Source organism: Aliivibrio friggae (assembly GCF_057368515.1).
This window is the reverse complement of the sequence record NZ_CM170649.1, coordinates 755039-780837: the sequence shown is the minus strand read 5'-3', so window position 1 is coordinate 780837 and position 25799 is coordinate 755039. Positions and strand designations below refer to the sequence as shown.

Here is a 25799-nt window from a genome sequence, read left to right as displayed (position 1 = left end):
CGTGAGTTACAAAATTGCAGAGAAACAAACCCTAAGTACATTTACCTATATGGTTGATAATAATTTCGGGCAAAAAGAGCGATTTGGTATCACTTATAAATACACCTTTAATTAAACATCAACTCTCGTATCTTATAATTAATCAAATGTAATGAACTGGTGACCCCAAAGCTCAAAAAACTATATCGCAATGGGGCTATTTATAAGGAACTCAGATGGACACATTACGTATCTATTCATTTAAAACGATCAGAAACACACATAAACAAAATGGGCACATCTCGTTAAAAACATTATCAACATGGAACAGAAAAATACCCAGCATTGAAACCGTTTGCTTTCAGTGTAAAAAGCAACATCATTTACTCCCATTAAAGTAAAAGAAAATTCGATGCCTTATCGATATTTAAGTGGCTAACAATTTTATTAAATTCAAATAATTATCTGAGTTATATTTGGCAGATCAGTTATTTCTCTCATAACAAGAACTACACAGTTGGCAATCATCAATTAGGCTTTTATCATGAACACAATACCCCAAAGTTGTGTATCGTTTTACTACTCGAAGTCCCTTTGTTTCATATAATTTAAAGGGCAATACTTTTCCACTGCTTTTTTTACGCAATAATGCAGCTCGACTTTCATTATCAATAATAATACTTTTATTACTCAACATCCCAAACACGACAACATCCAAACCAATTAATAATAAAAAGATTTTACACCGCATCAATCAAGGATTGATATTCAGACTTTTCTGAAAATAATTATATACGCTTCAATTCACTAACTAGAAAGCGTTTCTTTGATCTCATCAGAGCTAAAACCATGAGAATACAGATACGCATAAGCTTTGCTTTTGTCTTTTGAATTACTTAAATCAAAGCGCTTTTTGTCTAATCTTGCTTGGCAGTTCTCATAAAAATCAATCGAACCGTCCATCTCTAACTTTTCAATTTCTTCATCAAAAGTAGATACATCGATCAGTTTTTGTTTTAGCTCCCGCTTGATAACAGACTTACCTTTTAGTTTACGGGCAAGCTTCTCAATTTCTTTAACGAGATCCGCTTTATCGGCTTTTATTTGCATTTTAGAGGGTAGCGCAGAAGCAACAGGGTGAGATTTGATTGCCTCACGAACATCGGCAGATTTAAAACCATATTTAGTTAGCGTTGCATAAAGTTTATCACTCGATAATGAGTCTAAATTCATATTCGCTAATCGGTTATTCAATAACGTTATTTCACACACTTCATCGCGGTTAGATACATAAGCAATCGCTTCATTAACGATAGATTCATTAATGCCTTTCTCTCTTAATTTAGACAGAATAAACTGACTGCCTTTCTCGCCACTAAACGCCATTTCTACAAAGTTAATTGCAAAGTTCTTGTCTGATTTTAGATAGCCACGGCCGATCAGATCTTCAAGTACGGTATCAATCCACTCTTGATTATCAGTCTTAGCAATTAGCTTCTTTCTTAACTCATCGATAGTTCTGTCTTTGGCTTCAAGATGGTAAAAAGCACTGCCATATACATTATCAATAGTTTTTGCGGGTTTGACTGGACGTTGACTGAACATAAGAACCTCGGGTAATTGCGTTAACGTATTACCCCAGACTCTAATGCAGATTAAGATTAGTTACTATCATTAAATCCGATGTGTAAGCAGAGTTGCTACCCATTCAAACATATCATCAATCTATAATCACTCAATCATAGACAACACTTTATTTGCGTGAATTACAGAACGTGATTGAATATCGTCAATTGAACCATACATATTAGGGATATAAAGCATATTACAGCTGTATACATAATCGATATCGGATACTTGGCAATATTTCAGGATCTGTATCAATGGTTTCATTAACTCTTCAATCGTTAACGCAATTTCGTCTTCATTACCATAAGCGGACTCCTGTCCACCAAGCGTAAAAGAAAAAACAAACTTCTTATCTTTTAACTGCGTGCCTTTTTCACCACCAAAAGCGAAACCATAACAAATTACGTCATCAATCCATTTTTTCATTAATGCAGGGAATGAATACCAAAATAGTGGAAACTGGAAAATAATAGTATCTGCTTCCAACAAGGCGACTTGCTCTTTTTCAATATCAAACTCAAAATTAGAATGTAGATTTTCCAACATTCTCACATGCAAATTATCTTTAATAATACTTTGCTCTAAATGGCTAATAACCCCATGATTGCTAATTGAATTATCATTATTTGGATGTCCCGAAATTACTGTAATATTTTTCATTTTCTACACCTGATTAAGTAAACACCTAGACAGGATAGCGAATTTTTTATATTTGATAATATGGTACTATCGGATAACACTTTACCAAAAATGGGATAATAAGGATGTGGTATGTCAAATGATGATTGGTTACTATTTGCAAAAGTAGCTCAATACAAAAGTTTTTCTGAAGCGGCTAGACGACTAGCTATTCCGACAACAACCGTTAGTAGACGTATACAACAGCTTGAATCTCAATTAGGTGAAAGGCTATTTATTCGCAGTACAAGAAACGTAGCCCTTACCGAATTAGGGCTGCGCTTACTACCGAAAACAAAGCGTTTAGAAACTGTATTAGAAGAGCTAAGAACAACCATAGAAAATAACTCTATTGATATAACAGGAAAACTAAAATTATCTACCTCAGATACTTTAGCCCAATTTTTGATACCAACTCTCGTAGCCTCTTTTTCTGAACAATATCCTTTTGTTAATGTGGATATATCCTCATCAAATAGGAACGAACAAATCATCAATGAAAGTATTGATTTCTCTTTTCGTATTGGCAATTTAGAAGACTCAAACTTAATTGCTTATAACATTTGCGAAATAGAATATGTTTTTGTCGCCTCTCCTCAATTTATTGCTAAGTCTGATTGCGAAATCACCCTATCGGCTCTAGAACAGCTTCCGTGTACTGTCATTAATATTGATGGTAAAAATGTTCCTTGGCTCATTTCAGAAAGCAATAATGCTCTAGAGTTAAACATAAATACAAAATACCAAGTAGATAGCCTTTATGTCGCTAAATCTCTGGCTAAAGCAGGATGTGGGATAGCTTTGTTACCTAAATTCATCGTAAAAGATCCAATAAAGAGTGGCACACTTGTAACTCTATTAGATGAAGTAAATATACAAAAAAAACCACTGAACCTAATCTATTTTGATAAACACTTTCTTTCTGAGAAATCTAAAGTATTTCTAGAACATATTAAGGCTCAACACTCGCATCTAGAAAATATGATTAATCCCGTAATAAGTTGATGACTTAATCACACGAAAGGCATTGATTTGCAACAATACTCGCTAGACTTTCTATGCCCTTTCTCCATTTATCGTTCTCTCGATAAGAGGCAAAACTAATTCGAATACAGTGTTTATATTGATCTTGAGTACAAAACATCGAGCCAGGTAACACACTGATGTTCTCTTCTAATGCTCTTTTATAAATCTCTGTGCCATCAGTGCCTAAAGGTAAGGTTAGCCAACATAAAAAGCCGCCTTCAGGCTGAGAAAGATAATAGCGCCCCTTCATATGTTCATAGCTATCTAGTGCTTCTGTTAATTGCTGAAATAGTCGTTTTTGATTGTTTTTATAACTACGTTGAGCCTTATGAATATGCTGTTTATATTTACCTTTTTTTAAGAAATCACTCACCGCCGATTGAATAAGGTTAACGCTACCCATATTTTCTGACATTAAGCGTTTTTCTATTTGAGTTTGATATTTTCCAGCAAGGATCCAGCCTATCCGTAAACGCGAATCTAAAGTTTTTGAAAGTGAACTGCAATAGATCACCCTATCTTCAGTATCTAACGCTTTAAAGGTTTTCTGCGTCCCTTCGTAGGTAAGGCCTCCAAAGATATCTTCTTCGATAAATGGAATACCAGATGTGGCCTTCAGTAAAGCCAAACGTGCTGATTCAGATTGAGTGTAACCGGTTGGATTATTATGAGTGGGATTAACTAATATAGCTTTCACATCCCAAGTTTCTATCGCCTGCTTTACTGCATCAATGTCCAATCCATAGGTAAAATGATTTGGGATCTCAATTACTTTTAAATTCAGGGATTCAAGTAATAACAAAGAGCCAAAATAACAAGGGGAATCAACCAGGACAATATCTCCAGGTTGGTTAACGCCTGCAAACTTAAACTGATGGCTTGCTGTGCTCCATGAGTTATCAATACCTCATTCGAAGAAACTGAAACGCCTAACTCTTGTGTAATGTTTGCGATGTATTTCAGTAAAGAAGCATTACCCGGCGGTAATTGATAACAACTAGGTATATTGATTTGCTGACGACTATGGCGACCAATTTCTGCGTATAGGCTGCGTATGGCTGGAAAATCAATATCAGGGTGAGCCGATCCCATTGGCAATAAGTTCTGGTGATTTGGTTGGCGTAAAATGGCTTTGCTGAGCGACAGTAAATCAATATCACAAGGCTCGTTCAAGTATTCATTCATGTTATTTAGATGAATATTTTTACTTCCAACTCGGTAGCCCGAACGATCATGGGCAACCACGATTTGTTTTGCTTCAAGCTCTTCATAAGCACGAATAACCGTATTTTTTCCTACCGATAAAGAATCGCTTAACTCTCGGATCGAAGGCAGCTTATCTCCTTTTAGATACAAGCCACGCTCAATCCCTTGTTGTATATGTTCCTTTATTTGTTGATATTTCTTCATCATCCTAACCCAATTATCAACAGTTACCATCTGTACCCAATAAAATAACGAAAACTGTCTCTTACCTCAATAGCTGTACCTAGTTAAAGTACGCGAAAGACAACAATATAAAACAATACACAGGAATTCTCATGCTAACTAAATTCATCCCTTTTATCTTCGTCGCTTTATGGAGTTCTGGCTTTATCGGTGCTCAATATGGATTGCAATTTGCTGAGCCTGCCACTTTTTTATTGATTAGAATGGTCGGGAATATTGTCGTTTTTATTTTATTGTTATTTATATTCAAAGCTCATCTTCCAAAAGGTAAAGATGCAATTCACTCTTTGATTGCCGGTGTATTGATTCATGGATTCTATCTAGGAGGGACTTATCAAGCTATTGCTCTTGGAATGTCATCGGGCTTGTGTGCGTTACTTGTCGGGGTTCAACCGATTCTTACTGCGGTATTATTGGTTAACTTTGGCAACCAACGCCTACAACCTGTGCAATGGGTAGGCTTAGCGCTTGGTTTAATAGGGATAACCTTAGTATTACAAGGTAATATCGAATGGCAGGACACCAGTAATCAATACACCGCATACTTGTTTGCGTTTATCGCATTAATTGGCATTACCTTTGGCACTCTATACCAAAAAAGATACTGCCAGAACGTAGATTTAGTCGGTAGCATGGTTTGGCAATACAGTGCCGCTTCTTTGGTCTTTTTACCTGTCGCTTTATTAAATGAAACCATGGTGGTGACATGGAATGCTGAATTTATTTTTGGTTTATCATGGTTAGTTTTGGTTGTCTCTGTTACTGCTATTTCATTACTGCTTTATATGATAAAAAAAGGCGACTCTTCTAGCGTGGCTTCTACTTTTTATCTCATACCGCCAATGACTGCATTTCAAGCATGGATAGTATTTGGTGAACACTTTGATACCCAAGGTGCTCTGGGCTTTGCTCTTGCGGCTATTGCGGTTTACTTAGTAATAAGAAAGCCTAAACCATTATTAATTAAAGAACTTAATACATAGTTTCACCAGATTACCCTCTCATTTTCACTCATGTGATAAGTGCAGAATTTAAGCAGCTTCACGCTTTAATTTCTGCACTTTATTTGCTTTATGTAACGCTTTACGCATCTGTTCTAAACGATCTAAAGGTATATTTTGCGTATAAGTGGTGAAAGGTTGTAAATCAGCACACTTAATTGGTTCAAAATCATTAGGCTCTTTTCTATAGAAAAAATAGCTACTTGCAATAGCTTCTAAAGATATATAGCCAAACCTTTCATGAGTTTTTTGTAACCGCTGTTCAAATCTTTTTATTCTCAAACCTTTCTTACTCACATGTAGGGCCTCTAATTTTAAAGTCGCCTTTAGCTTACCAATTAGAGGGGGGTATTCATTTAGCATCTAAACTTAAATTTATTTTAAAATGCACAATTAATGATTATTCTTTCTTTAATGAACTTATCGTGATATTGCTACTCAACATACAATATGCAATTTATAATCGATAAGGTATAGGATGACTTCTCTTGTCCATGTAAGAAATGTCTCAAAACACTATTCAGACTCTAATAAAAATCAACAAGCATTAAGCGATATCAGTTTTGATTTAAAAGCAGGGCAAGTTCTCGGTTTGCTTGGGCACAACGGCGCGGGAAAATCGACACTAATTAATGCCTTATTGGGAACCCATCGTTATGATGGTGAGATCAGTATTAATGGTCTGCATCCTATCGATCAGCACGCCAAATTAATGCAGCATTTAGCGTACATTTCTGATGTGAATGTGTTACCTGAATGGATGAGTGTGAAACAACTTTTAAAATATACCTCAGGAATACACCCAAGCTTTGATATTAATAAAGCGACTTCTGTATTGAGTAATACCAATATCAAATTAAATAGCAAGATAAGCTCACTATCAAAAGGCATGAAGGTACAAGTCCATTTAGCGATAGTCATAGCAACCGATACTAAAGTTCTGATTTTAGATGAACCAACCTTAGGGTTAGATTTATTATATCGCGACACGTTTTATCAGCACTTAACAACTTGGTTTAATGCAGGAGAGCGCTGTTTAATTATTGCAAGCCATGAAGTGGCTGAAATTGAGCATCTATTGACGGATGTATTGATCTTAAAACAAGGTAAATGTGTGAAGAAAGATACTATGGATAACATACCTCAAGGTACATTAGCTGAACTCTTTATTGCTCTTCAAAAGGAATCTATTTAATGCGTCCATCATTATATATGCTTGAAAAAGAGCTTATTGAACACAAAACGATTACTCGTGTCCCTCTGTTTATTCTTCTTTGCGGTGCGGTACTTTTTATTAGCTTAATGATGAACACTAGCCTACAAGATAATTTATTTATTTCAGTCGAAACTCAAGGTAACTTTACCCCGTTTAGCTCTGAGTTTTCAAACGATCTACAACTCGCATTAAGCTTTGTGGTTGGTATTTTATCATTAGCTCTCACAACGACTTACCTTTCAAAAACATTACGTAAAGAGCGTAATGAAGGCAGCTCTGCATTTTGGCGCAGCATGCCAATCTCTAGCCAATATACACACGCGATAAAACTGGCTTTTGGTTTAATTGTAATACCATTGATTTTTTCTGCATTAGTACTTATCGCCAATCTATCCTTTTGGGTAATTAGTTTATCAAGCGACACTGTATTAGTGGTGCTTCATGAACACATCTCGTTTATGTCAGTGATTAGCAATTGGCTGCAGTTTATGGGAAGAATGCTGCTGGTTAGCGTGGTTATGTTACCTATTGCAGGATTAGTTTTAGCGGTATCTCAAGTCAGTAATTCCCCTTTAATCATCTTATTATTAGGTGGTTATGCACTGAAACTGCTGTCAACTTGGGTACTAAACTGGGATGGTATTGCCGTATTTCTAACTCATATGTATAAGATCCCAACAACGATTTTACTTTCTTCAGATCCTTTGATGAGTTTTTCACAAGCAGGGATTGGATTCTTAAGCTTGTATAGTTTACTTGGCGCTATTTCATTGTTCGTTAGTATCTCTTTGTATCGAACCACAGAGATCTCTTGGCAATCACTAAACCCACGTTGGTTGTTTAATAAGTAAATAAAAAGGGAGAGGCCCATAAACTGACCTCTCCCTTACTCTTGTTAGTTACTACTTATCTTTAACTACTATATTAAAATCTTTAAGTGACATTGGCTTAAAGTACAAGAAGCCTTGATGCGATGAGATCTGTAACTCATTCAGCATCTCTTGTTGATTCTTATTTTCTACCCCTTCTGCAATCAATTTAATATCTAGATTGTTTGCTAGTAAAATAATATTTTCCAGTATCTTAAGTGACTGTGAATTAGTTTCAATGTCATCAATAAATGATTTATCAATCTTAATAAAATCGAACTGATAATAATTTAAGTACTGCAAAGAAGAATAACCAGTACCGTAATCATCCAAAGCAAACTTCACTCCAATCGCTCGAAATTTTTGCATATAACTTGTTATTTTTTCTCTATTTTCAAACTCAGTTGATTCTGTAAATTCTAATACTAACGTAAGTTTTTTAGATAACTGCTCACATAATGTATAAATTTCATCATCATAAAGACAGCTTTCCGTCAGGTTCACGCTTATTTTTAAATCAGTTCCGTTCAAATCTTTATAACCATCATTAAGTTGGCACAATATCGATTTTGTCATTGCACCAATCAATCCAAATTTTTCCATTTGAGGGATAAAATCCAGAGGTGAAATGATGGTACCACACGGCTTAATCCAGCGAGCCAATACTTCCCCCCCAATGATTTTTTCTTTCTCATTAACTATTGGCTGAACATACGGTGTTATTTGATTTTTTCTAATTGCTTTTCTTAGTTTATAAAAATCAAAATTTAATCGTGTACTTGTGCTTGGTAAAACACGTAACAATATCGACATTAACAGCAAGATGACAATAAGGATTCGATTATCAACAATATAAGCTTTAATTGAACTCCATCTATCGTATTTAAGTAACAAATGAAAATCATACTTATCTGATGAATATATTTTCTCACCGTTTAGAATATGGATACTAAATTGATTTCCTTTCGATATCACATATTGTGAGTTTGATAGTGACATCTGGCCAAGTCGAGAATCCTCTAACTCCATTGGTATTTCTTTCATGAAAAATTGAATACCATTACTATCATCATAACGGTGATAGTATGAAATGCTTGGCTTACCCGTTAATAGGTTCTTTTCTTTTATGTATATCTCTTTTTCAGGTATGCTTTTTTTCGATATGTTGCTACCAACAATCGAGCTACAAAAATACTGGCCATCTTGGATCACTGAGATACTATTGATAGATGGAGAGTCTGCTACCTGTTTTTGCAATGGTAACATCATCTCTTGGCAAGTTTTGCCTTTTAGGTAAGTAAACTCATCGACTAACACTGCCACTTTATCAAATTTCAATTCTATATTTTTAACCGTTTTCTGGATATTTGATTCAACATAGCGTTGATAATCGGTACAGATAGCATACTCAAACAAAATAAATAGGATAACAACGCCAACTATATATTTATTAACAATAAATTTCATTTAGATTACGTCTTCTAATACAGTAACTCTGTTTCTACCAGAGTTTTTTGATTGATATAATGCAGTATCTGCCAGTTTAAATGCTTTTTTAAAAGACATTTTTTTACCCGTTGTTGCACCAATAGAAACTGACACACAGATCTCCGCTATAGGCTCTGCGTAGATTGCTCTTCGAATAGCCTCAGATCGTTTTAATAACTCACTATCCGATATATGATTAAGAACGATAATAAATTCTTCACCACCCCATCGAATGGCCATATCATCTCTTCTCATATGCTGTTTTATTCGATGACACACTTCTTTTATCACTACATCACCTTTCTGGTGCCCATACTGATCATTAATACGTTTAAATTCATCGATATCAATCACGATAACAGCTCTCCCAAACGTTAAGTTTAGTTTTAATTCATAAAAATCACGACGATATAAGCCAGTCATATGATCTAATCGACAATATGAAAGAAACCGATATAGTGACCTATTAATTGAAAACAATAGAAATGTCATCATCAATGCAATGCTTGAACTTAGCATAAACAAATCAACCATATTTATAGATAGATTTAGTTTTTTACTTACTGGTGTACAAGGGATCTCAATTAAACCACTTGATAAGGATAATGTATGATCACCACCGTAATTCAGAAAGCTATATCTCTTTTTATTGAAATCATTCAACCAATTTGAAAATACACTTACTTTCATATCTAAAATAAACATGGCTCTTAACTGTTTATTTTCATAAATTGGATAGAATATACTTCTAACATTTTTACCTGTAAGCGGTTCTACATAAGGCTCTGTTAATTTAAGATCACATTGAGCAAATGCTTGATAACTTTTTGACATTTTTTCGTTATCTACAATCCGATCAATCCAACTGGAACCTGATGCTTCCTTAGAGTTCAATTTCTCATGCACTTCATGTAATGGTTTAAAATGACCGATATTAACATTAGATTCTAACTTCTCTAGAATAGCTAGACTCCAATAATCATCATTTATATAAATCTTCAACTCGTCTTCTAATAAATTAATACCGCAAGACAAATTTTTGACCTTGCTATCCTCATCAACCATAATAGAAACATCATCACGTTCATGAGTTCCCTTACTAAGAACTACTGTTGTTGTATTTAAATAAAAAGGCGTAATCTTTCTAACAGTATCATATAACTTTGTTATTTTTTCATGAAACTCCATTCTAAATGAATTAGCTTCTAACTTGTTATATTGATATAGCATATAAAAAGACAATAGGAATAAGAATGAGAATGTCTTCAAATACGCATTATTAATACTAATTATTTCACGCATCATCTTCATTCTTATCTAAAGTCACGCGGTTACGCCCCGTATTTTTTGATTGATAAAGAGCTATATCTGCCCTTTTTATTGCATCAAAAGCCAATTCAGAGTGTTGCTGTTTAGAGCCCCCAATAGAAATGGTAATATGCATATTTTCTATCCTCTCTCTTTCTATTCTTGCTCGAATCATTTCTGCTTTTTGATGAAAGAAATCATGCCTCATATGATAGAAAACAATAACAAACTCTTCACCACCCCAGCGGATCGCAATGTCATCTTCTCTAATACTCTCTTTTATACGTTGGGTTACCACTTTGATAACTCTGTCACCAACATCATGACCATAGTTATCATTTACTTGCTTAAAATGGTCTATATCAATAATAAGAAAGGAAGCGCCTTCAACCCGTTTCAGTTTACTTTCAATAAAATCTCGACGAAAAAAACCAGTCATCCGATCATTGCATCGAATATTGTTAATTTTTAGATAAAAGCAATACAAGAATATCGAAAATAAATAAATTGCAGAAGATAAATAAAAACTAACACTTAACAATTTAAATATATCAATACTAACCATTAATGATGGAGCATTTAATGTATATGGGACTTTTATATTAAATGTAGCCCAGTCAAAACCTTTATTCCTAGTAATAAATATCCATCTTTTATTACTCAGGTCACTAACTAATGAATCATTCCAACCTTCTTTAATATCAACAATGATAACTGACACTAATTTTGATTTTAAATAAATAGGGTATATAACAGAATGTATTCTTTCATTCGATGAATCTTCTATATACACCTCTGTGATTCTTATATCATAATTATGAAAGCCTTTATACGTTTTATCTAAACCTTCTAATTTAACAATTCGATCTAACATTAATGAGTCATGCAGTGTTTTATCATTAAATTTTATATAGATATCTCTTAAAGGTAAGAAATAGGAATTACCTGTATTCTCGCCATGCAACTTTTCAATAACTGCAATAGTCCATATATATTTTTTATCTATAGCCTTTAAAAGACTTTGCGAAAGTAAGTTTATCGCTGGTGATAATACTTTGACGGGTCCTGTTTTATTAACAATAATGCCAACGTTATTAAATTTGTGGATCCCCTCTTCAAGCTCTACTGTATTAGAGTTAATGTAATAACCATGAAATCGTTTTGTTATATCCACAATCTCTTGATATTTTATATTAATTTTCTTTTCTAAAATTGGAATCGATAATACATTATAATAAAACAATGATGAGTATATTCCAGAAAACAACACAAAAAACAAACAAGGTTTAAAAAACCATAATCTTTTTATATTATTCATAGCGCTTAATTATTTATCACTAATCATATATGACTAAAATGCACTCTTACTAAAACAGTGTGATGCACTACAAATGAAAGCATTAATAAGATCCCTCATCGCTTTCAATATGTCCTTTATTTTTGTTTAAAAAATCTTTAGTCAACAGCACGATCAAAGAATCACTACGATATAATTATCGTAGTGATTCTATTGCTACTGGTTTTATTCTATTTCTTAAATCTGAGTAACTCGTACTTTACTTGCTCTATTATTATCTATTGAAAGCACTTCAAAATTCCAATCTTGATACTGAACAGAATCACCTACCATAGGAACATTCGTTGTTAACCACATAAACATTCCTGTTAGCGTTTGATAATCTGCTTCTTTCTCTTCAGGTAAAGAATCTAAACTTAAGGTATCTTTTAACACCGTTGTGGGGATAGAACCATCTAGTAACCATTCCGTTTCAGATACTTTTTCCGCCCATGAATCATTTGGGTTTTCAGATTTAAATTCACCCGCTAATGCCTCAAGTAAATCTTTTTGAGTCACAATACCTTGAGCGTCACCGTATTCATCAACAACCAGCACGATTTCATCACCAGTCGTTTTCAACAACTCAAGCAGTTCACTACCAAACTTATTTTCTAAAATCGTTAAACACGGCAATAAATTACGCATTAACCATTTAGTTCTATGCTCTTGATGTGCTGCTTTCAATAAAAATCGAGCAGTTGTAAACCCAAGTACATTATCCATTCCACCACGAGTCACAGGGTAAATTGAATAATCTGAACGTAATAATTTAGGTAAGTTTTCATCCCATGATTGTTCAGTATCAAAATAAACAAGCTCACTTCTTGGTGTCATTAAGGATGCGACTTTTCGGTCATCTAACTGAAAAATATTACGCACCATTGTGTGTTCTTTTTTCTCAATGACGCCCTGCTCTGAGCCTTCATGTAACAGAGCATGAATATCATCTTCCGTAATAGAAGCTCCATCTTGATTTGAACGCCCAAGCAAACGCAGCAAAGCATCCGTAGAGATCGAGAGTAAGAAAACAAAAGGTCTAGAAATAGACGCTAGCACACTAATTAATGGTGCAATAAGTGTAGATATACGCTCAGCATGGAACTGTGCTATACGTTTTGGTACTAATTCACCAACAACAATAGAAACGTAGGTAATAACAACAACTGTAGAGATAGTTGATATGGTCGGCGCTATCGTTACAGGGACACCTAACGATATGATCAACTCTGATATTGGTCCTGCAAGTGCAGCTTCGCCTAAAATACCATTAAGAATACCAATAACGGTAATGCCTATCTGTACAGTAGATAAAAACTGTGTCGGCTCTTCAGCCAGTTTTATTGCTTTAGCCGCAGATGAACTTCCTTCTGCTGCTAGTTTTTGTAATCGACTCTTTTTTGCTGTCATCAATGCAATTTCAGACATAGCAAACACACCATTAATCACAATTAAAAAAAGTAAAATGGCAATATCCAATGTAAACCTCGAATTAATAAATAATGAAAATCAACATAAAGTATGCTGAAATTTTCTACACTTATATGCCTGATTTACAAGAAGGTCAATCATTATATTGAACTATTTTTAAACAAGAAGCTTAATATATACATATAGAAATAAGCTGAAATAATTTGTCGCTAATAGTTCATTATTTTATATATTAATCGCTATTTTTGGTCTAGTTTTTTAATAAATTTAGCAGGACTTCCACCATATAAACAATCAGTTGGCACATCATGATTTACGACAGAGTTTGCTGCAATAACAGAACGAGCACCAATAGTTACGCCTTGATTAATGACTACACTTCCCCCTATCCACACATCATCTTCAACGACAATAGGCTTACAGAAAGTTTCCCAGCGACGACGACTTTTATAATCCAATGAATGTGAAGCCGTGTAAAACTGAGCATTTGGGCCAATTAATACATGATTGCCAATGGTAATTTCAGCACCATCAAGCATGGTCACGTTCATATTAATGAAGGTTTCATTACCAATAGAAATCGTTTTACCAAATTCACAAAAGAAAGGCGCCTGAATAAAACTGTTTCCAAATGCGCTAAATACACTGGGTAAAATGGCTAACTTTTCTTCTGTTTCAACACTCTGATTAAATTTTTTAAGGTATTGTTGTGTTTGATTACGAATAGTATCGATCTCAGGATCGGCGCCATTAAATTCTTGCCCACTTTTCATTTTTTCAAATTCTGTCATCACCGTCTCCCTAAAAACAAAAACCGAATAGACCAAGTAAAGTCTATTCGATTGAATTTATAAAAAAAAGAGTAAATCTTCGTCTAAAAAACTTCCTATTTTAGCGAGGCTTAATGGCTCATTACTGATGTCGATGCAATCGGTAATGGTTTAATCAATTTCTGAGCTTTCAAATGCTTCCACACCATTGGTGTAATACAGATAATCAAGGCAATATTAGAGATAGGCATCGCTAACCATACCCCATCAATGTCAAACCATTTTGGAAGTATCAGCAAGAAAGGCAATTGAATAATGATATTACTCATTGAGATCACCATCGCTTTTTTGCCTTCATTCACCGATAAGAAGTAGATAGTAACAAGTACAATAATACCGTCTAAGAACATAGCAAACAGGTGATAGCGGATACCAACAATCGTTTCAGCAATTAATGACTGATCACCGTTAGTAAACAGGGCTGTCGTTAGCTCTGGTGAAATATTTAAAATAGCAACCCAAGCTATACCGGTAATAGTTACCCATTTAAGCGCCAGTTTAAAGATTTGGTACACTTTCTTATTTTCTTTCGCGCCATAATAGTAACTAATTGGTGGTTGTGCGCCTTCCGCAATGCCCTGCGCTAGAAGGTAATACAACATAAATAGGTAACCTACAATGGCATAAGCCCCCACTGTCGTTGCCGAGCCATAATGCATCATTAACGCATTATGCATTGCCACAACAAAGCTACCATATAAATACATCACTAGTGCTGACGAACCCAAAGCTAAAGACTGCTTAGCTTTATTTAACGAGAACACAATGTCTTTTAGTGTGATCTGAATACTTGAGCGCTTAGTAAAGAAGTAACCAATACCAAAGACAGTTACAAATGCCTGAGCAATTAATGTCGCTAACGCTGCACCTGATAACCCTAAGCCCATCACACCGATAAACAAATAATCCAATACGATATTTATTAAAGCACCAAGCATCAATAAAAAGGTGGCTACATTAGGCGACTCATCATTTCTGACTAACATTGGCAATGCTGTTGCACAGGCAGTAAAAAAACCACCAAACATTAGTACATTGATGTAATCCATTGCATAAGCAAAGTTCTGGCCTTCAGCCCCTTGTGCAGACAAAATATCTTTAGCGAATAAAACGATAAAGAAGATAGCTATCGCACTTAAAATAGCTAATAGCCAAAAACCCGTAGTAAGCGCGACTTTAGTTTTTTCTAACTTATTTTCACCACGATAAATAGACATTACACTGCCTGTGCCCATGCCTATCATTACGCCTATTGCGCCTAACACACAAATAGCAGGCCATGCCATATTTATACCCGCAAGACCTTCAAAGCCAATATAATGGCCAACAAAGATCCCATCGATAATTTGATACAGACCACTCACCACCATTGCTGCAATAGAAGGGATGGCATAACGCCAAAAAGTACGTGTGATGGATGACTCTGCATGAAATGTTGTCATAATTTACCTCGGTAACAACAAAGAATTGCGGCGAGTATATGGCAGAAATAATGATTGAAAAAGTTGGTATCCATCCGCTTTTGAGATAGATCAGTAGTTATTAGAACGGATTATTGTTTTGCGCTTATTGACACTCACAAATTGTGTTATAAGCTTATGAAATAGATATAATTATTCGATATATTCAGTAACAAAGGGCAGAATTATGGTTTCTAAATGGGCAAAACGATTTTTCCAAATGGCTGAATTAGTCGGTTCGTGGAGTAAAGACCCATCAACACAAGTTGGTGCCGTCATAACCAAACACAACCGTATTGTATCAGTTGGGTTTAATGGCTATCCACATGGGGTATCCGACAGCGCAGATACCGATGATCGTGAACTTAAATACTTAAAAACACTTCACGCCGAAGAAAACGCAATTTTATTTGCTAAGCGAGATTTAGAAGGCTGTGATATTTGGGTTACTCATTTTCCTTGCCCTAACTGTGCGGCGAAGATCATTCAAACCGATATTTCAAAAGTATATTGCCCTGAGCAGAGCGAAGATTTCTTATCTCGTTGGGGTGAGAAGATCCAGATCAGCCAAGATATGTTTGCTCAAGCAGGTGTTGAGGTGACGTGGTTGCCTTTGGATACATTAAAATAACCGGATAATGAATAATATTAATCCGGCTATTGATGTTGTGGTATTAAATAATAAATACCACAACATTATTACAAATAAGCAAAAGCATCTGCATACATTCGTTCTTGTTGCGCCTTCTTTTTTGCCACTAATTGTTCTTTTACTGCTTTTGCCATCATTGGTGGTCCGCACACATAAATATCAAATAAGGTAAGATCTATAAAATCTTCCATAATGGCATCAAGCACCGTTCCCCGCTTTCCTGACCATAAATTTGAATCGTCATCAATAACAACAGGTACATAAGATAAATTGGTGTATTTTATTGATAACAGTTTCAGTTCTTCATCTATATATAAAAATTCACTGTTCTTTACTCCCCAATACACATAAATCGGCTGAGTAAATCGTCGATTTAAACAATTTTTAAGAATGCTGTTGATATAAGATAATCCTGTCCCACCAGCGATTAATAATAAAGGTTTTCGACTGTCTTCACGCAACCAAGCATCACCATGAGGAGCATCAATTTCAATCGTAGAATTTTTAAGTAAAGCATCCACAAAATACTCCATCGCCTCTAATGAACTGTCTTTGTCAGAACTGCCGATATGCAACTCAATTGTACCTGTCTCAGTAGGGCAACTCGCAATTGAAAAAGGCTGTTTTTTGTTGTCTTCTAAATAGGCAAAGATATATTGCCCCGCCTTAAACACAATAGATTCACTTGGCGTAATATAGACTCTATAAATATGATTTTTAGCCGCCTCTATTTTTAAAACCTTACATTTAACTCGCATACGCTACTCCTGATTGTCGATTCTTTCTTGCATTATGTTTGCCATAGAAAGTGCACAGCCTTTTTGTGCTCGGGTATTTAACCGTCGAACAATATTCACCGTCGTACCTGGATAAGCATCAGGCGCTTTTACATGATGAACCGTGCCAATATCATCCGTGACAATAAACGCGGGATAACCTGTTGCAGATGCATCCATATAGCTTAATAAGCCTAATTCCCCCTCATCAACAGGTTGTAAGGTTTCTGGATCTAATGCACGTGCGTATACCCATGGAGGTACGTGCTTTCGTTGCTGTTTGTCTTCAAAAAAACAGGTATTTAATTCAACTTGATTAAAAGTGTCACGAATTTGATTGATATTAGATAAGTGAAAAGTATCCATCACCATGTCATTAAACTCATTGCGATTTAACGATTCACTTTGATTTGATTTCCAGCCACCTCCAGTAATGACATGCAAGCGATCTCCCGCTTTTAATTGAATTTCATGCTCTTTCATGTATTGGCATAACAGATAAACAAAATAAGGAGGGCCGATTAAACACATGTCCTTTTTAGAATAATAAATACGAAATAGGTGATCAATCGTACTTTCAAAATCAATCTCATCATCATTAACAGTGAACTCTGTCGGGTACAGTAATTCAACTAAGCTCATGACATATTTAAACCATACATTATTGGTATTAAATCGATCTGGCCCAAGATTAACTAACTCCATTTGGTGATCAAACCAATCTCCCACATATTTCATTCCAAAATTCACAGATCCTAATAAACGTTCAATACTGAGACGATCACGTCCAATATAACTTTTGACTCCACTGGTTCCGCTGCTGGTATACCAATTTTCTATTTCGGCTTCACTTGCAGTATGGACTTTCAATTGCTTAAAAACAGAGGTTGGAAATACAGGAATATCGTCAAGTGTGTGAATGTTTTCACTAACGTGTTGAGTGACACAATAATTTCGGTAAGTTTCATTTCGATTATAGTGAAAGTGAAACGCTTCTCTCACTAGTTTATCTTGTATTCTTTGTTGCTCTTCAAATGTCCATTCTTGCGGAGAACTCATAAAAATAAGATCATCAATTTCTGAGCTTGCTATAATTTCATGCTTCTCAACAGATACCTGAATACTCATATATACTCCAAATTATTAAAGTAATAATTAGCATTATAAGATATAGATAATGGCAGAAGAAATCTGCCATTATTTAATCATGATTAAGTAAGATTCTGATGAATTTTCTGATTGACCATATTAATAACATTCTCAATGTTATTTTGATCTCTCATTGATTCAAAAGATAAAAGAACAGTCGAGGCGCCGGTTTTTTCAATCGCTAATTTAGTCGATTCATAATAATCACTATCCGTTCCCACTGCATTCTCTTGAATGATCCTATTCATTTTTTCTTCTGGGTCGATATTTGGCCAAGTTTCTATAATATAACTTTCTAAATATTGCCTAACCTCTTCACGAGCTATGTCACCATCAGCATTTAGATTAACAATAACGGTTAATTGGTGATCTATTTTTGAAGTATCAACGCAATATTGTGTCGCTATTTTATTATAAAGTAAGGCATACTCTTCTTTCATATTAAGATCGTCATCCCATTTAAAGGTTAACGGTAACCCCTTTCTCGCAGCCCAAGCGACTACTTCATCACTGCTTGCAACAACATATTGTTTAGGGCCATATTCACTATAACAATGAGGGTTAATTGACACTCTAGGAAAATCATAAAAATCATTTTGAGGGTGACAATAACCTGTCGTTAATGCCTCATTAATAATGGCGTAGCAAGCTTCAAATTGTGTGTGTTGAGACAGGATATTACGTTTAAAAAATATCATTTCAAAGTCATTTTTGCTATCACTAAAACCAAGTATAAAACGCCCTTCAGATACTTGATCCAATAAACTGACTTCTTCAGCAATACGAACAGGATGATGAGTTGTTATCACCTGATTTAATGAACCAATGTGCAACTTATCTGTTAACCCAAGTAAAAATCCAGCCGCGGTAATTGGAGCGCCTATAATGCCATTTTTCGAAAAATGATGCTCATGAACAAAAACGGTATCAAAATGGTATTTTTCAGAATCAATGAGCGTTACCGTATTTATCATATTATCGAGCGTTTCTTCGGAGGTAGATCCATCAACTTGAAAGTTGAGGAAAAATAATCCAAATTTCATAATGTACTCCTTACGCTATTAAAATGTATTTATGATCACTTAGGGTCTTTTAAGAAAGGGGCGACTTCTGTCATGAAAAGCTCCATGGATGCTATTATTTCATCTTCAGTACCGTTAGCTTCAAAACCACACGTAATATTGGTGATACCTGTAGCATCAATGTCACGCTGAATGATATCGATACAATCTTCAGGCGTTCCTACCGGATTGAGATTATGGCTGTAATCAACACGTCGATTTGTATTTGTGTGACCTTGTAAAACGAAATCTCGCCACTGTCCTTTATGGTAATCATAACCACGAGTCTGATTACTATCACTGAAGATATTTGTGGCATTAACATAAGACTCATACCAATTTACTAGGAATTTTCGACAAATTTCGCGCGCTTTTTCTCTATCGTAATCCACAGAACAAATGTAGGTTAATGAATGATCAATCTTGGTAATATCGTGACCATACTCTGTCGCGATCTCATTATAGAGTTCCATTTGTGCCTTCTTCTCATTCGTTCCGATAATCCAGCTTAGAACCATAGGAAGCCCTTGGCTCGCCAACCATTCTGTTGTGCTAGCTGATTCTGCAGTCATGCACGTTGATATTTCTTTTGAATATGTCGTTGGATAAATCTCAACACTAGGGAAATCAATATGTTTACCATCAGTGCTAATGGTTCCAGTTTTAAAGCTATTAGTAATCATCTTATGAAAATCTTGTGTTATTTCACGAGACTCTTCCATATTAGCCCCAAACACTCGGAAGTCTTTATGATACAACCCTCTCACAACACCAAAGTTGAAACGCCCTTTCGACAGTTGGTCTAATAACAAAACATCTTCTGCCTGACGAACTGGATGAGCAGTTGGAATAACCACTCCCATTGTTCCTACTTTCAGAGTTTTGGTTCGTCCCAGTATATTCGCGGCTGACACAAAAAGACTCCCTGTAAGGCCAAATTCTGTGAAATGGTGTTCAAGAGTCCAATAAGTATCAAAACCCAGTTCTTCAGATGCAACGCCAAGCCGAACAAAGCGGTCCATTACTTGTTTATGACTTTCATCAGGTGGTTGGTATGAAAAACAAATATTTCCGAACTTCATAATATCTTCCTTTATTGTGATATGTCGTTTACGCTATCGAACTAGGCCAATATGAAAGATTCATTTTCAATTTGGCTTTTTAATCGACGTTCTTTTACTGTCACACTCGTCACCTCTTGAAATTTTGGTTCGATGATTTTGAACTCTAAATCTAAAGATCCTTTATCTAAAGCCATTGCGGCTTTCGTTACTGATTGATAAAAATTTCTTAAAACAACAAGGTTTTCCCCTAAATCATGTGAGCTACCAATTAATGAATACAGTTTGCACTTTTTAGGATCAAGCGTATTAATTAATGTAATAACCTCATCTTGTTTAACCCAATTATCATCGTTAGCCGTAAATGCAATAAATGGAACATCGCTGTTTTTCATCTTGTTAATTGTCGAATGTAACGTGTCCCACTCATACTTAAAGCAATCGGTAACAAAAGTCTCTGAACCTAAATTATGTCCCTCAAAATCTAAATCTTCGGGTAAATCATGAATCGCTAATTGAAGATAATCGTACTTTAGTGCTCGCTCTAATGTATCCCGCAAGTTAACAACACCAACCGCAGTCACTAAGAAAGAAATGTCTATTTCATTCGCTATCTCATAAGCAATTCGAGCAGATAAACTGGCGGCAATAAGCCCCAAGTTATTAATACCGCGTTCATTAAGCCAATCAATGACCGTCAATAAACTATTCTTTCCGATCGTCATGGAGAATTCATTAATATCACCACTGCTTAAACCTACATGATGAAGAGAATCATAACGAATGACATGGAATCCATTACTTGATAGGTATTCTGCAAGACCAGCAAAATGATCCATTCGTCGAGCAAAACCAGAAGCAATGAGGATCGTGTTATTTTTTATCTTTGTATTTTCTTTGGGCAACGTTTCCCAAACCCTAATGGTTTGACCATTTACAAGAGTAATAACATGATCAATGGTTGAGAACGTGTCTGTATTTTCCATGTAATATCCTTTTGGTTATGGAACAAAAACAAGAAACTTGTCTTCTTCTAAATAACGGGTTTGTTCTATCTCTACTGCAACATCCTTAGTGGTATAAGTAGAGGGTCTTTCTTGTGAAATGTAATTAACGAGGTGCTGAAGTGGTCGCATGCCATCATGAGAACCTCCAACACGAAATATATTATTCATACCCGACTCAACAATTCGTTCCGCCCCACATTCAGCCAATTGATCTCTATATTTAAATGAAGAATCCCATGGCGTAATAGAAACAGTTTGAGTTGTATACTTATTAATAAATGGATATACGTCTGCAATATTATAAATTTGGTGGATATAAACAGAGCGAGACAGTGGCTGATTATTAAAACTATTTAATGGTGATTCTATTAGTAGCCAACTCTGATTTTCTCCTTTTCTTACTTGGTAACCGGAAAACAAACATTCTTTTTCTGTTAAACTGAATGCCGCTTTTTCATCGAAGCTTTGGTCGCCTTTCGGTAAAATTCGAGCATATAGCATTAGTTGTTTCTCAAGCTCATTAATGAACTCGTTTAACCTACCGCCAATGTAGTAAATATTTTGAGTTGAAAAGCACGCTTGTTGATCATAGAAACAAATATCATGCGCAACGCCAGTCGCCGATTCGATAAGATCTTCTGGATTATCAACAATAGTTAGGCTTTTCTTAGGACCAAATTTTAAAATGTTCACATGAGGAGGTGTATGGTTAACCGCCCACTTAATTGCCTCTTCACCTCCCCACGCAACCACAACATCTGCACTATCCATTATCCTTTGCGGTAAGCTCATGTCTTCATGATACGACCAATACATGACCGACATAGACCTTGTGATTGGGTGTTCAGCATTAACATCAATAAAACTAGAAACTAAGGCATTTGCAGTAAATGGGTCTGCTGCTGGGGTTTTAATGATGCATTGATTTTTAGTTAAAATAGCTCGGAGAATAGAAGTAACGCCCGATAAGGGGACATTACCCGCGAGTAAATGAACAGACTTTCCTTTAGGCAACGCTTTTACATAGCAATCTCCCTGAGGTAGCCATTCATCAGTAATATACTGTGAACCTAAATCGTTTTTTACAATATCATACAGTGCACTTTTTGAGCACAATAGCATCGCAATCCAATTTGCTTCTAACTTTGCCATTTCGCTCGAATAGCCAAGATATTTTTCTAAATCCCGAATATAAGCTCGGCGACGTGTGTATTCTTCACTTTTCCAACGCTGTCCAACAGTATATAAAAAATTAATGGTCTGATTTAATGTCAATTTATTCTTTACGTTATTATTTATAGCAAGATCTATATTTACCTCATCTGGAATTGTAATAAATAAGGTATTATCGTTTAATAACACCTCCCTAGCGTATGTATTTTCACTCTCTTTTATTATTCCAGAGATTATCATTGGGATATTTTTTTTCATTATAATCCTATACACAATCATTAAATAGCCAACTAACGATATTAATATATCGTCAGGTCATTGCATTCTTAATACAGATATATCAACTTGCTATTGCTTCTTTAAACATATTATTAATAGGCATTGATAATACAACAGATTTAGTTTCACCTAATAAATGAACCTTTTGGTCTCCAATTCGTTCACAAGGAATATTCATACGTTTTAAAAGTCGTTCAATCGCAATAGATGTAACTGTTACGTATTCTTTTATGTCATTTTTAATTGCATGAAAATATATTGCTTCAAATAACTTCATAGTTATTTCACTAACAGATTCATTCATTTTTGAAGTACGTTTTCCTACCGCAAAACGACTTAATTCCACCACTTGAGGGTCACTGGGTGCCTTATGATGGCCGAGTAATTCAGAAAATATGCTTTTTAACATATAATCACCAGTAGTCGGCAATAACCTCCAACATCCATTTACATTTCGGCTGTCATCACACGCATAAATATATTCTGCTGAGTCATTGTCATACTGATCAGATTCTAAATCATTTTCAGATGCTAAATCCCATTGTAATCTTTTCTTAAAAACCTGATATCGAAGACTTAATATCCCTAAATACTCACCTTTTGAGATTGTAGTAAATTCTGCATTTTTAATCATTATAGCCATCATAACTCCTTCGTTTTGGTCACTATAACAATCAAATCTCATTCGTAAACCTGTACAACTCTACAGGTGATTAACATTAAACCTACATTTAAACTTACTTATACCATTGTGTGATGCAAGCTATGTTTATAGTAAACATTTTTCACTAAACACCTGTTTTAATGATATATAACACGCAAAAATATAATTATAAAAGTAACAAATATTAAACTTTAATCAGACTAACTAGGGGATTAACAAATGAACATTGAGAATATAGATTCAACACTTGAATTAGTTAATAGTATTCAAACATCTAAAAAATATCAGGATATAGATAATAATTTAGAAAAACTTACAGATATGATCCATTGCGAATATTATCTTTTCGCAATTATAAACCCAAAGTCGATGATCAAATCAGATGTATTAATATTAGACAATTACCCAAAACAATGGCGCGACTATTATGATGAAGAAAACTTAATAAAGTATGACCCAATTGTCGATTATTGCTTCTCTAATCACTCACCAATATCTTGGAATCTCTTTGATCAAAAAACACAAAAAAAAAGCAAACCTAATGTAATTAAAGAAGCGAAGATCTCAGGATTACATTCAGGATTTAGTTTTCCTATTCATACCATAAATGGGGGGTTTGGAATGATAAGCTTTGCTCACTCAAACAAAGAAAAGAATATAGATTATATCTATTCTAATGCTTGCATGAATATCCCTCCTATTATTCCAGCCTTGCTAGACAGCTATCATAGAATTAATCAAAATAAACCAACATCAAGCACCTACTTAACAAAGCGAGAGAAAGAATGCTTATCATGGGCTTGTGAAGGGAAAAGCTCATGGGAAATATCTAAAATTCTAGGTTGTGCTGAACGCACAGTTACATTTCATCTCACCAATTCACAAACGAAGTTAGGTACGAACAATCGTTGTCAAAGCGTCTCAAAGGCCATCTTAACTGGCGCTATCAATCCTTCATATTAATCACTTTTATACACGGATAAAAAATGAGCGCGACTTAAATAAATCGCGCTCACATAAAAAATTCAATCCTGTCTCTAATACAAAAACGTTACTTAACCCTCTTTCTGAGGAAACTTCTCTTCATACATCACCATAAAATCTTGGCGAATAAGTTGCTCCAAATGAGATGCTTTTTCTGTTGGGCAAAAAATCATGTAGTGAACTTTTTGATCCCCAAGTGACGTTGTCGTGATGTGGATATGAGGCTCAGAGCCTGGTAAATCAACCCCTGCATGTTTTTCTATCACACTATTATAGCGTCTAGCGACATCAATAAAATCTTCACAATGCACATCAATTTTATGTAATAAGTCAGGAAGCACTGGATACAAGTTTACAAACTCTTTTACACAAATAGAAAAGTTATGATAAACATAGCGCTTCATGAAGTTAAGGTTTTTGACTGGGTATGTGAAGAACATACTATTAGGTAAGGTTGCTGTTTTTCCGGTGTAGTCGTACTGTCCATGATGCAAGTCAATCTCTTGAATCACAGTTGCCATCATATTGTGCTCAATCACTTCACCACACAAGGAACCAACTTCTATCCAATCACCGATACGAAAAGAACGTGAACTCGCACGTTGAATTGAACCAGTAAAACAAAGAATAATCTCTTTAGAGGCCACTACTAATGCCACTGCGATCGCTGTAACAGATAAAGCAAATTCATTAATCTCTGATTGCCAAAGAATAAATAGAATAATAACAATGAAGGTGAATGAGCCGTTTTTGGTACGGGAGATCCATTTTCGCTGATCTTCGGTTAAAAAAGGAATATCCCCTCTAATCCTCTTGACCGCATAATGACGCAATAAAAAGATAAAGCTAATAATCAACACACTAAAAATCATTTTATGTGTTAATAAAAAATCTATGACTAATAACAGTCTATCCACACTCACCTCTTCTATTTACCGCTGCTTTCTAAAATCAACGGTAAATATCCCATAGGTAAGCAATAATTTCATCCCTATCGCCCCATTTCCTCGAACTTGATTCACTTTATACTAATCAATGGCTCTCAATTGATTAATAATTCGTCACGTCAGAGTATTCACCTTCAATAATTCTCGCTTCTCTGTCTTCTTTAGTACTCATTCTCTTGCTCTGTGTTTTTGACATAATAAAGCCAACAATACTCAATCCAATCGCAAAAAATAAGCTTGAAACAAGAACAAAAAAACCAACAAACAAAGCGACTATCGTTGCAAATAACTGTTTCATATTTTTACTCTCTCTATAAATGAAGTCTCACTCTATCACCTCATTTCT

The 25799-nt window shown here is 35.0% G+C and carries 24 protein-coding genes and 1 pseudogene; 6 read left to right on the top strand and 19 right to left on the bottom strand.

Annotated features, from left to right (window positions below; all coding sequences use genetic code 11):
• Positions 1-786: 786 nt before the first annotated feature.
• Entirely contained in the window at positions 787-1584 is a 798-nt protein-coding gene (locus AC2INI_RS16970; RefSeq protein ID WP_486305790.1) for a RecX family transcriptional regulator, read from the bottom strand.
• A gap of 126 nt (positions 1585-1710) precedes the next feature.
• Entirely contained in the window at positions 1711-2268 is a 558-nt protein-coding gene (locus tag AC2INI_RS16965; protein ID WP_122032592.1) for an NAD(P)H-dependent oxidoreductase, read from the bottom strand.
• A gap of 111 nt (positions 2269-2379) precedes the next feature.
• Here AC2INI_RS16965 and AC2INI_RS16960 point away from each other — a divergent pair, with 111 nt between their 5' ends.
• A complete protein-coding gene (locus AC2INI_RS16960) occupies positions 2380-3291 on the top strand; it encodes a LysR family transcriptional regulator (protein ID WP_122032591.1) in 912 nt (303 codons plus the stop codon).
• A 4-nt stretch (positions 3292-3295) separates the two neighbouring features.
• Here AC2INI_RS16960 and AC2INI_RS16955 read toward each other — a convergent pair.
• Positions 3296-4752 (bottom strand): annotated as a pseudogene (locus tag AC2INI_RS16955) (aminotransferase-like domain-containing protein).
• A 101-nt stretch (positions 4753-4853) separates the two neighbouring features.
• On the opposite strand from AC2INI_RS16955, the gene AC2INI_RS16950 reads away from it, so the two are divergent.
• The gene (locus AC2INI_RS16950) at positions 4854-5744 is read left to right on the top strand and encodes a DMT family transporter (protein ID WP_486305788.1); all 891 of its coding nucleotides are present in this window, start codon (positions 4854-4856) and stop codon (positions 5742-5744) included.
• 48 nt (positions 5745-5792) lie between these two features.
• Here the strand turns inward: AC2INI_RS16950 and AC2INI_RS16945 are convergent, their stop codons facing one another.
• The gene (locus tag AC2INI_RS16945; RefSeq protein WP_162922440.1) at positions 5793-6059 is read right to left on the bottom strand and encodes a hypothetical protein; all 267 of its coding nucleotides are present in this window, start codon (positions 6057-6059) and stop codon (positions 5793-5795) included.
• Between the two features lie 181 nt (positions 6060-6240).
• Between AC2INI_RS16945 and AC2INI_RS16940 the strand changes: the two genes are divergently transcribed.
• Together AC2INI_RS16940 and AC2INI_RS16935 are read left to right on the top strand one after the other, a co-directional pair.
• Positions 6241-6957 carry an ABC transporter ATP-binding protein gene (locus AC2INI_RS16940; protein WP_122032587.1) on the top strand — a complete coding sequence of 239 codons (717 nt, stop codon included), beginning with the start codon at positions 6241-6243 and terminating at the stop codon, positions 6955-6957.
• The gene (locus tag AC2INI_RS16935; RefSeq protein ID WP_486305787.1) at positions 6957-7829 is read left to right on the top strand and encodes a hypothetical protein; all 873 of its coding nucleotides are present in this window, start codon (positions 6957-6959) and stop codon (positions 7827-7829) included. The genes AC2INI_RS16940 and AC2INI_RS16935 overlap by 1 nt, the downstream gene beginning before the upstream one ends.
• A gap of 51 nt (positions 7830-7880) precedes the next feature.
• Here the strand turns inward: AC2INI_RS16935 and AC2INI_RS16930 are convergent, their stop codons facing one another.
• The 6 genes from AC2INI_RS16930 to AC2INI_RS16905 form a co-directional block, all read right to left on the bottom strand.
• Positions 7881-9314, bottom strand: coding sequence for an EAL domain-containing protein (locus tag AC2INI_RS16930; protein WP_486305786.1), 1434 nt, complete (start codon positions 9312-9314; stop codon positions 7881-7883).
• Complete coding sequence (locus tag AC2INI_RS16925; protein ID WP_486305785.1) at positions 9315-10640, bottom strand: GGDEF domain-containing protein; 1326 nt, start codon at positions 10638-10640, stop codon at positions 9315-9317.
• Positions 10630-11961, bottom strand: a complete 1332-nt coding sequence (locus tag AC2INI_RS16920) for a GGDEF domain-containing protein (RefSeq protein ID WP_486305784.1) — start codon at positions 11959-11961, stop codon at positions 10630-10632. The genes AC2INI_RS16925 and AC2INI_RS16920 overlap by 11 nt, the downstream gene beginning before the upstream one ends.
• Positions 11962-12177: 216 nt before the next feature.
• Positions 12178-13458, bottom strand: a complete 1281-nt coding sequence (locus AC2INI_RS16915) for a hemolysin family protein (protein WP_486305783.1) — start codon at positions 13456-13458, stop codon at positions 12178-12180.
• Between the two features lie 191 nt (positions 13459-13649).
• On the bottom strand, positions 13650-14201 hold the full coding sequence (locus tag AC2INI_RS16910; protein WP_486305782.1) for a sugar O-acetyltransferase: 552 nt from the start codon (positions 14199-14201) through the stop codon (positions 13650-13652).
• A 110-nt stretch (positions 14202-14311) separates the two neighbouring features.
• Entirely contained in the window at positions 14312-15682 is a 1371-nt protein-coding gene (locus AC2INI_RS16905; protein WP_486305781.1) for an MATE family efflux transporter, read from the bottom strand.
• Between the two features lie 205 nt (positions 15683-15887).
• On the opposite strand from AC2INI_RS16905, the gene AC2INI_RS16900 reads away from it, so the two are divergent.
• Complete coding sequence (locus AC2INI_RS16900) at positions 15888-16331, top strand: dCMP deaminase family protein (RefSeq protein WP_486305780.1); 444 nt, start codon at positions 15888-15890, stop codon at positions 16329-16331.
• 68 nt (positions 16332-16399) lie between these two features.
• On the opposite strand, the gene luxG is transcribed toward AC2INI_RS16900, so the two are convergent.
• From luxG to AC2INI_RS16865, 7 genes are all read right to left on the bottom strand, one after another.
• On the bottom strand, positions 16400-17110 hold the full coding sequence (gene luxG, locus AC2INI_RS16895) for a flavin mononucleotide reductase LuxG (RefSeq protein ID WP_486305779.1): 711 nt from the start codon (positions 17108-17110) through the stop codon (positions 16400-16402).
• Between the two features lie 3 nt (positions 17111-17113).
• A complete protein-coding gene (gene luxE, locus AC2INI_RS16890; protein ID WP_122032579.1) occupies positions 17114-18256 on the bottom strand; it encodes a long-chain-fatty-acid--protein ligase LuxE in 1143 nt (380 codons plus the stop codon).
• 83 nt (positions 18257-18339) lie between these two features.
• Positions 18340-19320, bottom strand: coding sequence for a luciferase subunit beta (gene luxB, locus AC2INI_RS16885; protein WP_486305778.1), 981 nt, complete (start codon positions 19318-19320; stop codon positions 18340-18342).
• Positions 19321-19355: 35 nt separating this feature from the next.
• Positions 19356-20420 carry a luciferase subunit alpha gene (luxA, locus tag AC2INI_RS16880; protein ID WP_486305777.1) on the bottom strand — a complete coding sequence of 355 codons (1065 nt, stop codon included), beginning with the start codon at positions 20418-20420 and terminating at the stop codon, positions 19356-19358.
• Between the two features lie 41 nt (positions 20421-20461).
• On the bottom strand, positions 20462-21385 hold the full coding sequence (locus AC2INI_RS16875; RefSeq protein WP_486305776.1) for an acyl transferase: 924 nt from the start codon (positions 21383-21385) through the stop codon (positions 20462-20464).
• Positions 21386-21400: 15 nt separating this feature from the next.
• Positions 21401-22837, bottom strand: a complete 1437-nt coding sequence (gene luxC, locus AC2INI_RS16870) for a long-chain-fatty-acyl-CoA reductase LuxC (RefSeq protein WP_486305775.1) — start codon at positions 22835-22837, stop codon at positions 21401-21403.
• 82 nt (positions 22838-22919) lie between these two features.
• Positions 22920-23501 (bottom strand): acyl-homoserine-lactone synthase, encoded by a 582-nt coding sequence (locus AC2INI_RS16865; RefSeq protein ID WP_486306460.1) that lies wholly within the window; start codon positions 23499-23501, stop codon positions 22920-22922.
• A gap of 240 nt (positions 23502-23741) precedes the next feature.
• Here AC2INI_RS16865 and AC2INI_RS16860 point away from each other — a divergent pair, with 240 nt between their 5' ends.
• Positions 23742-24485: a LuxR family transcriptional regulator gene (locus tag AC2INI_RS16860; protein WP_122032573.1), complete on the top strand. Its 744-nt coding sequence runs from the start codon at positions 23742-23744 to the stop codon at positions 24483-24485.
• Between the two features lie 92 nt (positions 24486-24577).
• Here the strand turns inward: AC2INI_RS16860 and AC2INI_RS16855 are convergent, their stop codons facing one another.
• Both AC2INI_RS16855 and AC2INI_RS16850 read right to left on the bottom strand, forming a co-directional pair.
• Positions 24578-25378, bottom strand: coding sequence for a mechanosensitive ion channel family protein (locus AC2INI_RS16855; RefSeq protein ID WP_122032842.1), 801 nt, complete (start codon positions 25376-25378; stop codon positions 24578-24580).
• Positions 25379-25556: 178 nt separating this feature from the next.
• Entirely contained in the window at positions 25557-25751 is a 195-nt protein-coding gene (locus AC2INI_RS16850) for a hypothetical protein (protein ID WP_122032572.1), read from the bottom strand.
• Between the last annotated feature and the right edge of the window lie 48 nt (positions 25752-25799).

What these genes read in the sequence shown, in the direction of transcription:
- AC2INI_RS16970 (WP_486305790.1), bottom strand. Translation starts at nt 1,584, where the DNA reads ATGTTCAGTCAACGTCCAGTCAAACCCGCAAAAACTATTGATAATGTA.
- AC2INI_RS16965 (WP_122032592.1), bottom strand. Translation starts at nt 2,268, where the DNA reads ATGAAAAATATTACAGTAATTTCGGGACATCCAAATAATGATAATTCA.
- AC2INI_RS16960 (WP_122032591.1), top strand. Translation starts at nt 2,380, where the DNA reads ATGTCAAATGATGATTGGTTACTATTTGCAAAAGTAGCTCAATACAAA.
- AC2INI_RS16950 (WP_486305788.1), top strand. Translation starts at nt 4,854, where the DNA reads ATGCTAACTAAATTCATCCCTTTTATCTTCGTCGCTTTATGGAGTTCT.
- AC2INI_RS16940 (WP_122032587.1), top strand. Translation starts at nt 6,241, where the DNA reads ATGACTTCTCTTGTCCATGTAAGAAATGTCTCAAAACACTATTCAGAC.
- AC2INI_RS16935 (WP_486305787.1), top strand. Translation starts at nt 6,957, where the DNA reads ATGCGTCCATCATTATATATGCTTGAAAAAGAGCTTATTGAACACAAA.
- AC2INI_RS16930 (WP_486305786.1), bottom strand. Translation starts at nt 9,314, where the DNA reads ATGAAATTTATTGTTAATAAATATATAGTTGGCGTTGTTATCCTATTT.
- AC2INI_RS16925 (WP_486305785.1), bottom strand. Translation starts at nt 10,640, where the DNA reads ATGATGCGTGAAATAATTAGTATTAATAATGCGTATTTGAAGACATTC.
- AC2INI_RS16920 (WP_486305784.1), bottom strand. Translation starts at nt 11,961, where the DNA reads ATGAATAATATAAAAAGATTATGGTTTTTTAAACCTTGTTTGTTTTTT.
- AC2INI_RS16910 (WP_486305782.1), bottom strand. Translation starts at nt 14,201, where the DNA reads ATGACAGAATTTGAAAAAATGAAAAGTGGGCAAGAATTTAATGGCGCC.
- AC2INI_RS16905 (WP_486305781.1), bottom strand. Translation starts at nt 15,682, where the DNA reads ATGACAACATTTCATGCAGAGTCATCCATCACACGTACTTTTTGGCGT.
- AC2INI_RS16900 (WP_486305780.1), top strand. Translation starts at nt 15,888, where the DNA reads ATGGTTTCTAAATGGGCAAAACGATTTTTCCAAATGGCTGAATTAGTC.
- luxG (WP_486305779.1), bottom strand. Translation starts at nt 17,110, where the DNA reads ATGCGAGTTAAATGTAAGGTTTTAAAAATAGAGGCGGCTAAAAATCAT.
- luxE (WP_122032579.1), bottom strand. Translation starts at nt 18,256, where the DNA reads ATGAGTATTCAGGTATCTGTTGAGAAGCATGAAATTATAGCAAGCTCA.
- luxB (WP_486305778.1), bottom strand. Translation starts at nt 19,320, where the DNA reads ATGAAATTTGGATTATTTTTCCTCAACTTTCAAGTTGATGGATCTACC.
- luxA (WP_486305777.1), bottom strand. Translation starts at nt 20,420, where the DNA reads ATGAAGTTCGGAAATATTTGTTTTTCATACCAACCACCTGATGAAAGT.
- AC2INI_RS16875 (WP_486305776.1), bottom strand. Translation starts at nt 21,385, where the DNA reads ATGGAAAATACAGACACGTTCTCAACCATTGATCATGTTATTACTCTT.
- luxC (WP_486305775.1), bottom strand. Translation starts at nt 22,837, where the DNA reads ATGAAAAAAAATATCCCAATGATAATCTCTGGAATAATAAAAGAGAGT.
- AC2INI_RS16865 (WP_486306460.1), bottom strand. Translation starts at nt 23,501, where the DNA reads ATGGCTATAATGATTAAAAATGCAGAATTTACTACAATCTCAAAAGGT.
- AC2INI_RS16860 (WP_122032573.1), top strand. Translation starts at nt 23,742, where the DNA reads ATGAACATTGAGAATATAGATTCAACACTTGAATTAGTTAATAGTATT.
- AC2INI_RS16855 (WP_122032842.1), bottom strand. Translation starts at nt 25,378, where the DNA reads ATGATTTTTAGTGTGTTGATTATTAGCTTTATCTTTTTATTGCGTCAT.
- AC2INI_RS16850 (WP_122032572.1), bottom strand. Translation starts at nt 25,751, where the DNA reads ATGAAACAGTTATTTGCAACGATAGTCGCTTTGTTTGTTGGTTTTTTT.